The 10,498-nt window shown below is 58.6% G+C and carries 14 protein-coding genes; 7 read left to right on the top strand and 7 right to left on the bottom strand.

Translation table 11 applies throughout. From position 1 onward, the window contains the following. Positions 1 to 300 precede the first annotated feature (300 nt). The 3 genes from HX824_RS22185 to HX824_RS22175 all read left to right on the top strand — a co-directional run bounded on the left by HX824_RS22185 (position 301) and on the right by HX824_RS22175 (position 2,802). The gene (locus HX824_RS22185; protein ID WP_003214706.1) at positions 301 to 705 is read left to right on the top strand and encodes a TraR/DksA C4-type zinc finger protein; all 405 of its coding nucleotides are present in this window, start codon (positions 301 to 303) and stop codon (positions 703 to 705) included. Between the two features lie 97 nt (positions 706 to 802). Then, positions 803 to 2,473 (top strand): methyl-accepting chemotaxis protein, encoded by a 1,671-nt coding sequence (locus HX824_RS22180; RefSeq protein ID WP_371319419.1) that lies wholly within the window; start codon positions 803 to 805, stop codon positions 2,471 to 2,473. A gap of 125 nt (positions 2,474 to 2,598) precedes the next feature. Further along, positions 2,599 to 2,802, top strand: coding sequence for a hypothetical protein (locus HX824_RS22175; protein WP_003214710.1), 204 nt, complete (start codon positions 2,599 to 2,601; stop codon positions 2,800 to 2,802). 4 nt (positions 2,803 to 2,806) lie between these two features. Here HX824_RS22175 and HX824_RS22170 read toward each other — a convergent pair whose 3' ends face one another. The 3 genes from HX824_RS22170 to HX824_RS22160 form a co-directional block, all read right to left on the bottom strand. Then, positions 2,807 to 3,043, bottom strand: coding sequence for a DUF2789 domain-containing protein (locus HX824_RS22170; protein WP_003214711.1), 237 nt, complete (start codon positions 3,041 to 3,043; stop codon positions 2,807 to 2,809). An 83-nt stretch (positions 3,044 to 3,126) separates the two neighbouring features. Continuing rightward, complete coding sequence (locus tag HX824_RS22165) at positions 3,127 to 3,357, bottom strand: hypothetical protein (RefSeq protein WP_003214713.1); 231 nt, start codon at positions 3,355 to 3,357, stop codon at positions 3,127 to 3,129. Between the two features lie 141 nt (positions 3,358 to 3,498). Further along, positions 3,499 to 3,753 (bottom strand): hypothetical protein, encoded by a 255-nt coding sequence (locus HX824_RS22160; protein WP_083853233.1) that lies wholly within the window; start codon positions 3,751 to 3,753, stop codon positions 3,499 to 3,501. Positions 3,754 to 4,168: 415 nt separating this feature from the next. On the opposite strand from HX824_RS22160, the gene HX824_RS22155 reads away from it, so the two are divergent. The 3 genes from HX824_RS22155 (at position 4,169) to HX824_RS22145 (ending at position 5,955) form a co-directional block, all read left to right on the top strand. Then, entirely contained in the window at positions 4,169 to 4,618 is a 450-nt protein-coding gene (locus tag HX824_RS22155) for a hypothetical protein (protein WP_003214715.1), read from the top strand. Then, complete coding sequence (locus tag HX824_RS22150) at positions 4,618 to 4,815, top strand: hypothetical protein (protein WP_008437165.1); 198 nt, start codon at positions 4,618 to 4,620, stop codon at positions 4,813 to 4,815. Before HX824_RS22155 ends, HX824_RS22150 begins: the two co-directional genes overlap by 1 nt. Before the next feature lie 123 nt (positions 4,816 to 4,938). Then, positions 4,939 to 5,955, top strand: coding sequence for an ABC transporter substrate-binding protein (locus HX824_RS22145; RefSeq protein ID WP_177055068.1), 1,017 nt, complete (start codon positions 4,939 to 4,941; stop codon positions 5,953 to 5,955). Positions 5,956 to 6,111: 156 nt separating this feature from the next. On the opposite strand, the gene HX824_RS22140 is transcribed toward HX824_RS22145, so the two are convergent. After that, positions 6,112 to 8,238, bottom strand: coding sequence for a TonB-dependent siderophore receptor (locus HX824_RS22140; protein ID WP_177055067.1), 2,127 nt, complete (start codon positions 8,236 to 8,238; stop codon positions 6,112 to 6,114). Between the two features lie 95 nt (positions 8,239 to 8,333). Then, a complete protein-coding gene (locus HX824_RS22135) occupies positions 8,334 to 8,723 on the bottom strand; it encodes a DUF2946 domain-containing protein (protein ID WP_003214719.1) in 390 nt (129 codons plus the stop codon). Between the two features lie 93 nt (positions 8,724 to 8,816). Here HX824_RS22135 and HX824_RS22130 point away from each other — a divergent pair, with 93 nt between their 5' ends. Then, complete coding sequence (locus HX824_RS22130) at positions 8,817 to 9,254, top strand: DUF3995 domain-containing protein (protein WP_003214721.1); 438 nt, start codon at positions 8,817 to 8,819, stop codon at positions 9,252 to 9,254. Between the two features lie 88 nt (positions 9,255 to 9,342). On the opposite strand, the gene HX824_RS22125 is transcribed toward HX824_RS22130, so the two are convergent. Next, complete coding sequence (locus HX824_RS22125; RefSeq protein ID WP_177055066.1) at positions 9,343 to 9,753, bottom strand: hypothetical protein; 411 nt, start codon at positions 9,751 to 9,753, stop codon at positions 9,343 to 9,345. After that, the coding region (locus HX824_RS22120) for an RHS repeat-associated core domain-containing protein (RefSeq protein ID WP_177055065.1) at positions 9,750 to 10,498 on the bottom strand (749 nt) is incomplete at its 5' end. The genes HX824_RS22125 and HX824_RS22120, both read right to left, overlap by 4 nt.

The raw sequence follows: 10,498 nt of genomic DNA, 5'->3' as shown, positions 1-10,498 counted from the left end.
CAAGCCCGCTCCCACATTTAACCGTTTGTCTTCTATATAGCTCCACAACACTGAATTTCTTGCTATAAACGCACTCCGATGACCATTCGCCGAGCCCGTCCTGGTGCCTTTGCGGGTTATCTTGGAAAAAATGCCTGTCATTTCAGTTGCTGAGCCCTCAAGTCGGCCTTAGACTGCCGCCCCTCGTAAATTGAGTGCCGGGTGGCGCTTGAAATGGACGGCGCCTTTCCGAGACCTGCAGAGGTCGGCCGGAACGCTCCCTTATTCGCCTTAATGCACGTATTTTTTATAGAGAAATCAATGACAAAGGAAAAGTTGCTGGCCATGCCGGCGGATGACTACATGAATGCCGAGCAGCACGCTTTTTTCGAGAAGTTGTTGCAGGACATGAAAGTGGAACACCACGAGCGCATCGAGCAGAACCGCATCGCCATTGAAAGCCTGGACACCCCGGCAGACCCGGCCGACGCTGCTTCTGTCGAAGAAGAGCGCACCTGGCTGGTGAACGCCATCGACCGCGACCAGCGCATGCTGCCGCAACTTGAGCAGGCCCTGGGCCGTATCAAGGAAGACTCCTTCGGCTGGTGCGACGACAGCGGCGAGCCTATCGGCCTCAAGCGCCTGCTGATCAGCCCGACCACCAAGTACTGCATCGAAGCGCAAGAGCGCCACGAGCAAATCGACAAGCACCAGCGTCAAGCCTGATGCGGTGAACTGCTGGAGCCGGGTTACCCGGTTCCCAGCAGAAAACAGCCGTTTCCCCCCGTTTATTGATCTGCTGCAAGCCCCCCACTAAAGGCCCATGGATAATGGCCACATAGTGGCGTCTAATGCAGTCACAATAACGACAAGCAGCGGGGTAACGAACATGGCTGGAGACGGATCTCTCATGGGCGCAGCAGTGTCACCACCCGTGGTGGCGCGACAGTTGCCCGGCTGGTTGACGCCGCTCCTGCAAAGTACCGCCCTGGTGCTGTTGCTGTTGGGCCTGGCGTTCGCCCAACTCTCGATTTACCTGTGCCTGCCGGTGGCCCTGCTGCTGATCTGGCTGCCCCGCCTGAAACATCGCACCCACAATGCCGCACCGGCCGAAGCCACCGATGCAATCGGCGAGCTGACCCGCGACCTGTCCTACACCACCAGCCATAACGCACTGTCTGCTGCCGGCGTGGCCTATGCGGTCAAGCAACTGGCGGCCAGGCTGCAATCTCAATTGGGCGCGGCGAAGCAGATCGTCAGCAGTGCCGAAGTGATGATCGGCACCGAGCAGGTCACCTCGCAACTGAGCCGCCAGGCCCTCGGCGCGGCCAGCCAGGCCCATCAGCGCAGTACCGAAGGGCGCGAGGTGCTGGCGCAGTCCATCACCCGTATGCACCAGCTCAGCCAGCGCGCCAACGACAGCCGTCAATTGATCGAGGCCTTGAGCCAGCGCAGCGAAGAAATCCAGCGCGTCACCCTGGTGATCCAGTCGATCGCCAGCCAGACCAACCTGCTGGCCTTGAACGCGGCGATTGAAGCGGCTCGGGCCGGTGAGCATGGGCGCGGGTTTGCGGTGGTCGCCGACGAGGTGCGTGGCCTGGCCGGGCGAACCGCCACGGCGACCGATGAAGTCGGGGTGATGGTGGCGGATATCCAGCAGCGTACCGCCCAGGTGGTGGAGCAGATCCGGCAATTGTCGGCGGATTTGCAATCCGGTGTAGAGCAGGTGGAGCACGCCGGCGAGCAACTGGACAGCATCGCCAGCCTGGCGGCGGATGTGGAAGGCCAGGTCAATGAAATCGCCCAGGGCACCGACACCAACCGCGCCCAACTCGACAGCTTGTTCCATGCAGTGGAGCAGATGCGCAGCGATTTGACCGTCAGCGACCAGCAGACCCAACAGTTGGCCGCCGCCGCCGTACAAATGGAAGGCCAGGCTGAAACCATCAGCGAGCGCCTTGCCGAGGTCGGCCTGGACGACTACCACCAGCGCATCTATGACCTGGCACGCGAAGGCGCGAGCCGCATTGCCGCGCAGTTTGAAGCCGACGTCCTGCAAAACCGCATCAGCCTCGATGACCTGTTCGACCGCAGCTATACCGCCATTCCCAACACGCGGCCAAGCAAGTACCACACGCGTTTTGACGGCTACACCGACCAGGTGCTGCCGGCCATACAGGAAGCCCTGTTGCCCCGGCATGAGGGCCTGGTATTCGCCATCGCCTGCACGCCACAGGGTTATGTGCCAACCCACAACAAGGTGTTCTCCCAAGCGTTGACCGGCGATGCCCAAGTGGACGCGGTACAAAATCGTACCAAGCGCAAGTTTGAAGACCGCACGGGAATCCGCTGCGGCAGCCACCAGCAGGCGGTCTTGCTGCAGACCTACACCCGCGATACCGGGGAGTTGATGCACGACTTGTCCGTGCCGATCACGGTCAATGGCCGGCATTGGGGTGGCTTGCGCCTGGGCTACAGGCCTGAGGGCCGCTGACCCACGAGGGCGATTGTTGCAGGTAATGCAAGGGAGCTATTCCGGGGATAGCTTTTTCCAACTGGAAGAAAACCGTAGCATGGCGAACATTGTTAGCCAGCTAACTAATTTTCCGGAGGCGCTCCATGCAAACCAAAGTCGATGTGGCTGTGATGATTGGCAGTGGCGTACCGCCCACCCTGCGTGCGCTGGGGCAAAAGGCCTGTTGGGTAGTGTTGCTCAATGGCGAGCAGCGCGGCACGGCGTTCGCCAGTCGCGATGAGGCTGAAGAGTGCAGGGCTGCCTGGGAGGCGCTGTTGCACCTGGAGCAGTCAGACAGCCTGCATTGAAGGCTCAGGGTTGCTGGTGCAGGCGCTGGTTCAGTTCGTCGACCGCGATCGCCCAGACTGCGTCTTCACGCAGTTCATCCTTAAGGAATTGGGCTTGTTGCGGTGACCAGAAATCCGCGTCAATCAGCTTTACGTCATTGGGCAGGGTGTGTTTGCCGATAAAATCGTCAATCCCTTCGGGTGACGAATCTTCTCCAAGTTGTTCAAACAGGTCTTCGAGGGTGTAGGTCTGCGCTTCCATATCGTTCTCCATGCGGGCTGATCATCGTATGCATGGGAGGGTTGTTGCGGGACAGAGTTCGATCGGATTGTCGCGCCGGGTAATCAGGAGGTCAGCGCGCCGGAATCAACGGCGGCCTTAAGGGCTTTTGCGGCTTCCTTGGCAGCCGTGTTGGCAGCGTCTACGGTTTTGAACCAGCGGTCCTTTTCTACCTGGTGAGTCGTCACGGTGGTCAGGGGAGCCTTGGCCCGCATCACAATCACGGCCTGGAACTCACCGTCTACTTCCCTGGCTTCGCCATGGATGAAAAATTCGCCAATATCAAATTCCGTCACGTATAGCCTTCCCTTGGAGGTAATTGCGCTGATGAAACCTGAACCGCAAGGGCACAAATCTCAATGGACGGACCAGTATGGCAGTTGTTACGCGCTGGCGGCGCAGTAAAGTCAACCAGATGACGAAACGCCAGCCGCGCCTCAGCCGTGTGGCGCTTGCAGGATGGCTTCCAGCTGTCGGGCCAGTTCGCAGGCCTGGCTATGGCCGCTGCGAAAACCTTTGATCCGCCCACTGGGCACTTCAAGGATATGGAAAAAGTTTCTCCCGGCGGGGACTACCCGATAGAGCGCCGAATGCAGGCAACTGTCGTGGGTGTATAGGGAGTAGAATTGCCCGTCATCGATAAAAGATGAACCTGTGTTCGAAGGTGTGGCAATCGGTTGAGGTCGTTGCATAATCAGCTCCTGTCGATCGACATTGCGTACCCGCTTGCAGTATTTCGAGTGGTTTTGACCCGTGTTGCTGTTTTAGTATTGTCGTCAGTGTCCGGCGTCCGGTTCCATCCAAAGCATTAGTTTCTGTGTTGGATGTCGGAAACTGCATTTTTTAAAGGGTTATTGTCTGAAGTGGGTCGGCCAGTATTCTCTGGTCGTTAAACCTGTGATTTCCTGCAACGCCTGGCGACCTGCGTAAGGTGCGTCGGGCACGCCTGTACTAGTCTCATGGCCTGGCAGCGTGATCTTCTTCAGTTTTTATCAGTGGATTTGTTGTGTGATCGTGCCGTTTCCGGCCGTTTTTTTGTGCTGCCCGCTTGGGCGGACAGCACCCTTTTGATGTGGGGGCGTTTCCTTGGCAGTCAGTAATCTGGATATGCACGCGTTATTCGTGCTGGGTGATTTGCGCGCAAAGTTGGTCAAGCAGTTTCAATCCCGTTTCGTCTACGTCACTGAGCAGACACCTGAAGGTATCTACATCGCCGAGATCGATACCGAAGCGGCATTGGTGGTGGACGACAAGCCGCGCCTGGAACTCAAGGTCGGTGATCATTTCCGGGCCGCTGTATTGCCCAGCCGCGAAGGCGGCAAGTTCGAACTGAAGTTTCGCGATATCAAGTTGACGGTGTATGGCCTGGGCGATTACGCCTTTGTGTCCTCGGCCGAAGGCCAGGGCATCGTGTTCAAGGAAGGCCACAGCGTGATGCTGGTGTTTGCCGCCAATGAGCAGTTGGTAGAAGGCCTGACCAAGACCCTGAAGGCCGTCACCGGCAAGGCCGCCAAATGGCGCAAGGGTGAACTCGTGACCTTCAAGGCCAGCGAGTAATGAGCCAGGGTAGGGCACAGTTCCACGAGCAGCACCTGCTCGATGCCCAAGCCACGGCGGCTCAATTGTTTGCCCGCAAGGCCGAGTTGCAGGGCGCCTGGTTGAGCTGGGTCGCCGGCCAACTGTATGAACTCAAGCCCGCCGAATTCGCCAGCATGGTGCGCCGCGAGTTGCAGCGGCTGAACAATCCTGCGTAAAAACCGGCAACCTGCCATGTTCCCCGGAACCTCTACTACAGTTGAGTTGACTTAAGTATTCAGAGGCTTCGCGGTGTTACAGCAAAGCCATTCGCGATTGCTGTAAGGCATGAGGTGCAAAGCATGAAAGGAATTCGAGCACTGTGGGCAGCCTCACTGACGACCCTGAGTCTGTCGGTGGCGTCGCTGCCGGTATCAGCGGCCCAGGCGCCGATTCATTTTGCCGACCTGAACTGGGAAAGCGGCAGCCTGATCACCGAGGTGCTGCGGGTGATTGTCGAAAAGGGCTATGACTTGCCCACCGACACCTTGCCCGGCACCACCATCACCCTGGAAACCGCCCTGGCGAAAAACGACATCCAGGTGATCGGCGAAGAGTGGGCCGGCCGCAGCCCGGTGTGGGTCAAGGCCGAGGCCGAAGGCAAAGTGGTGGGCCTTGGGGATATCGTCAAGGGCGCCACTGAAGGCTGGTGGGTGCCCGAGTACGTGGTCAAGGGCGACCCGGCCAAAGGCATCAAGCCCCTCGCGCCGGACCTGCGCAGCGTGAAGGATCTGGCGCGCTACAAGGACGTGTTCAAGGACCCGGAAGCACCGAGCAAGGGCCGTTTCCTCAACAGCCCGATTGGCTGGACCTCGGAAGTGGTCAACAAGCAAAAGCTCAAGGCCTACGGGCTTGACGACAGCTATGTGAATTTCCGCAGTGGTTCGGGTGCTGCGCTGGATGCCGAGATTGCTTCCTCGATCCGCCGGGGCAAGCCGGTGCTGTTCTATTACTGGTCGCCTACACCGTTGATGGGGCGCTACAAGCTGATCCAGCTGGAAGAGCCGCCATTTGATGCCGAGGCGTGGAAGACGCTGACCGATGCAGACAATCCTGACCCGAAACCTACACGTTCCCTGGCCTCCAAGCTGAGCATCGGAGTGTCCACGCCGTTCCAGAAGGAGCATCCGCAGATCGCCGAGTTCTTTGCCAAGGTCGACTTTCCGATCGAGCCGCTGAACAAGGCGCTGGCCGAAATGAGCGAGAAGCACAGCCAGCCGCGAGAAGTCGCCCAGGCATTCCTCAAGGATCATCCGGAAGTCTGGAAGGCGTGGCTGACTGAGGATGTGGCGCAGAAGGTCGAAGCCAGCCTGAAGTAACACCGATATAACAGCCCGATTGCGATCAAAAATGTGCGAGCGGGCTTGCTCGCGAAAGCGGTTTTTCAGCCAACATTTGTATTGACTGACTCACCGCTTTCGCGAGCAAGCCCGCTCCCACACTGACCTCATTCTTGCCTTGAAACTTGCTGGGCTTTAGAACTTCGTCTGCACCGCCAGCTCAAACGTCCTCGGTGACCCCAGGTAATACGCCGGCGACACATGGGCAAACTCGGCATACACCTCATTGGTCAGGTTGCGCACCCGGCCCGTCACGGAGGTGTGTTGATCCACCTTGTAAGTCAAAAACGTCCCGAACAAGGTATAGGCCGGCACCGTCAGGGTGTTGGCGTTATCGGCGTACACCGACGCCACATACCGCGCATCCACACCTCCCTGCCAATCCTCCGCAAAGTCATAGGTCAGCCACAGATTACCCACCTGCCTGGGCACATTGGTCGGCGTATTGCCCTTGCGCGACACCACGGCACCGCTGGCGGTTTTCTCGTTGAAGTCCTCGTATTCGGCATCGACCCAGGCGTAGTTGCCCTCCAGCAATAGCTTGGGCGTGACCCGCAACGAACTGGCCAGCTCGATACCCTTGGACGTCTGCGCGCCCACCGGAATGCTATTGGTCGGGTCCAGCGGGTCGGTGACGGCGAAGTCCTTGCGCTCGATCCGGTAGGCGGCCACCGTGGCGGAGCCGCGACCGTCCATGTAATCGAACTTGCTGCCCACTTCCCATTGCTTGCCGGTGGACACATCGAACACCTGGGTGGTGCTGCTCGGCTGTTCGGCAGCGGTGCTGTATTGCACGTAGACATTGGCTTGCGGGATGAACTGATACGTCAGGCCAATCCGCCCGGTCACCGGCTCCCAACTGCGTTTGACATGCCGCGGATTGCTGGCGGTGATATCCCGGTGGTTGGTGACTTCCAGGTCAATCGCGTCGTAGCGCAGGCCGGTGAGCAACGACAGCTTGTCAGTCAGGCCCAGGCGGTTCTCGAGGAACAATGCCTTGGTGGTGACGGCGTTGGTCTTGTCCGGATCGAAACCGGGCTTGGTGCCCGGGATGTCATAGAAATGCCCGGGATCATAGTTGTTCGGGTCCACCGTACTGTTGCCTGCCACATTCAACGGATTGTTGGTGGTGCTGTTGACCCTGTACTCGAAGCCGCCCGACCACGTGGTGCTCAAGCCGAAGAACGTGTCGTCATGGCGCAGCTCGAACTGGTTGCCGTTCTGCTCACCCTGGTGCCGTACCTGATAGGCCGTCGAGCGATTCACTGCGCTGTTATCAGCGTTGTACTGGTAGGTTTCCAGGTTGCGATAGTCGCGCTGGCTGTCGAGGTGATAGAGGGTATTTTTCAGCGTGGTGCTGTCATTGATCCGGTAGTCGATGATCGAGCGCACCCAGATCGTGCGTTGCTCATAACGACCGTCGGCCACGTTGTAGTTGTTGAAGCGGTTGTGTTTGTCGATCTTCAACTCGCCCGACTTCGGGTTGAGCACCGGTGTGCCCCAGTAGGGGCTGTCCTCGTGTTCGTCCTGATATTCCAGGGCCAGGGTGTGGGACAGGTTCGGGGTGAAATCACTCAGCAGGGAAAACGCCACGCTCCAGGCATCGCGCTGTTGGCGATCGATATAGGTGTGGTTGGTGTTGCGGCTTACGTCCAGGCGCGCGTAATGCTGGACCTCGGCGCCCGGCTCGGTCAGGGCGTGGTTCAGGCCGAAGGCCATTCCGGCAGTGTCGTAGCTGCCATAGGTGAGCTGACCTTCGGCGGCCTGTTCCTCACGGGTGGCCAGCTTGGTCACGTAGTTCAGCGAACCACCGACGGAGCCGGCGCCGTTGATCAGCGAGGAGGGCCCGCCCACCAGTTCGACCCGGTCATAAATCCACGCATCCACGGGGCGAGCCAGTCCGCCGGACACCGCGACGCCATTGAACATCTGGGTAATCTGGCTGCTGGTAAACCCTCGATAGGAAATGAAACCGCCAAACCCCGGCGGCGCGCTGGCGTTGACCCCGGGCAGGGTATTGGCCGCGTCCTGGAAGGTCTTGGCGCCTCGGCGCTCGATGTCATTGCGGTTGGCAATGCTGATGGACGCCGGGGTTTCCCGCACGCTCAGCCCCAGGCGCGAGGCCATGCCACTGGACTGATCCAGCGCCAGGCCGGCATCACCGGTTTGCTCGCCTTCAATGGTGGTCGTTGCCAGCTCAATCGCCCAGGTGCTGACAGGCAGGCAGCCGAACAGGCCCGCCAAAAGGGGTAAATGTTTCATGGTTGAATCCTGAAAAACTTGGCTTGAAAACAACCCAGTGCCGTCCGCACTCCCGGGGGAGGCAGCCGCGTGGGCCAATCAGAAAAGCGCAGGTATCAGGCGAAGGCGGGTGGGGCGCGCGGATTAGCCGCAGGCCAGGTGAAGCGGGCAGGGATGTCGGCACTGGCAACGATGGCGGGCGGCGGCGCATGGGGTTGCGGAAGCACCGCCACGTTGAGGCTGGAGTTGAGCGCCGGGCCCATGCCGCCGGTGGAGCACAGCGGGCAACCGAAGGCTTTCGAGAGCGTGGGCAGGGATTCATCGGTGGACTTGTAAGGCGCCGGCGCCTGGGTGCGCGGGTCCACCGTACAGAACTGGCCGCCGATGCCGTTGAGCTGCATCCCGACCATTTGCCCGTGGCCGATGCTGCAGGCGAACACATTGAACAGGACGCAGCAGTAGAGCATCCAGGCAATGAGCGAGCGGTCGGTACGGGCGAGTTTCATGGGGCGGCACTTTACCATCAGCCGCCGACGAATTGCCTGCAAAAAATCTCAAGAGGGCTATCCTCTCTCGGACTTTTCCAAGGATATCCAGCCATGAGCTTTTTAGTCGCGCGATGGATCGTCGGGGTTTTTGGCTTTATCAGCCTGGTGCATTTGTACTGGGCGGCCGGCGGCAAATTGGGTGTGACGGCGGCTATTCCGCAGCTGCCGGGTGAATTCGCCAGCGGGCCGCGACCGGCGTTCAAGCCGTCGGCACTGGGAACGTTGCTGGTGGGTGTGGGGTTGGTGGCGATTGCGGTGCTGGTGTGTTTGCGGGCCGGGCTGTATTTCGAGCCGGTGTCCAACCATGCGTTGCAGTGGGGGATTAGTGCAGTAGCACTGGTGATGTTTGCCCGGGCGATTGGGGATTCAGAGCTGGTGGGTTTTTTCAAGAAGGTCGGCGGGTCGCGGTTTGCGCGGCTGGATACATTTTTTTACTCGCCGCTGTGTTTGGTGTTGGGGGCGGGGTTGTTGGTGGTGGCGTGGAGTTGAGGGGGAGTGTTTACCGCGAAAGAGTGAGTTTTACGCTGGGTAAACTCGAATGTTCGCCTGGCGACAGCTGGTCAGGGGGTGAGCAGGGTCAAGGATTCAGGAAGTATAGGTTGGACATGGAGTCAGTGATTTTTTGTGCTTTTCCTTGCGCTACATAATTATTGAATTCTAGTTTGAGAGTGTTCTGGTTGGTGTACTTTTTGTACCGGTGTGGTACTTCGCATGCGTAAATGTAAAGCCGCCACGGGTCGAAGCCGTCCACTCTTTCGTCTGGGCCATAGTCGAAATCGATACATACTCCGGAAAAATCGACTCTGCAGCCAATTCCGTGTAGTTCGTAGGAGATGTTGTAAGTGATCCTCCCGCGTTGCGGGATTTCTTTGCTGCGCCATAGCTGGAGTATGTTTTTTGTTCCGAATGTGCGCTCAAGTAAATCAGTCGCTCTTTTCACCTGATATAGATATTCGTGGATCAAATTCTCCAGGTTGTTCTTTTTCATCGTCTCGGCCTTTCTAACCTATCAAGTCCAACAGCATTCGAAGCGTTTATTACGTCGTCTTTACTTTTGAGCGTTCCCTTATGGCTATTTAGGTTCTCTATCAATTTTATGGTGACTGGCGTATTTGTCCGTCTTGCCGCTGAGGCTCGGTGGTGCCCGTCGATAATATAGCGCTGCCCGTTCACCTCGACCACGTCGATAGGCTCATTTGTGTCGTAACCCTTGCTCCGCATGCTGAGGGAGATTTCGTCGACTCGCTTGGTTGATCTTTTCCCCTCGATACTATGCGTTCGATTCAAGCTTTCCGCATCAACTCCTCTAATAACTGGCGCCGAAGGTACACCTTCATCGGCTTTTACTTTTCTAGCAGGATCGTTATCAACGGCTTTCGGCTTACATCCATCGCCACCCGGGCAGGTGTTCAATCCAAGCGGGTCAACCCATCCCGTCGGGTTGGGCACATATTGGTAGCCGTTCAGCCCACCCGCCAGCTTCACGGGGTCGGGCGTCAGATAACGACCAATATCCGGATTATAGTAGCGATGTCGGTTGTAGTGCAGCCCGCTTTCCGGGTCGAAGTACTGGCCCTGGAAGCGCAGCGGGTTGGTAACGGTGTTGACGTCCAGCTTCGCGATTTGGCCGTAGGCGCGGTAGTGCGCTGACCAGACAATTTCGCCGTCGGGGGCGGTGAGTTCTTGTGGTGTGCCGAGGTGGTCGAGTTGGTAGTGGACGGGTTTTACGTCTT

Origin of the sequence: Pseudomonas sp. D4002 (assembly GCF_013385665.1) — a bacterium.
Taxonomy (GTDB): Bacteria; Pseudomonadota; Gammaproteobacteria; order Pseudomonadales; family Pseudomonadaceae; genus Aquipseudomonas.
Note: the sequence above shows the minus strand (reverse complement) of the source record. Positions and strands in the feature narration are given on the sequence as shown.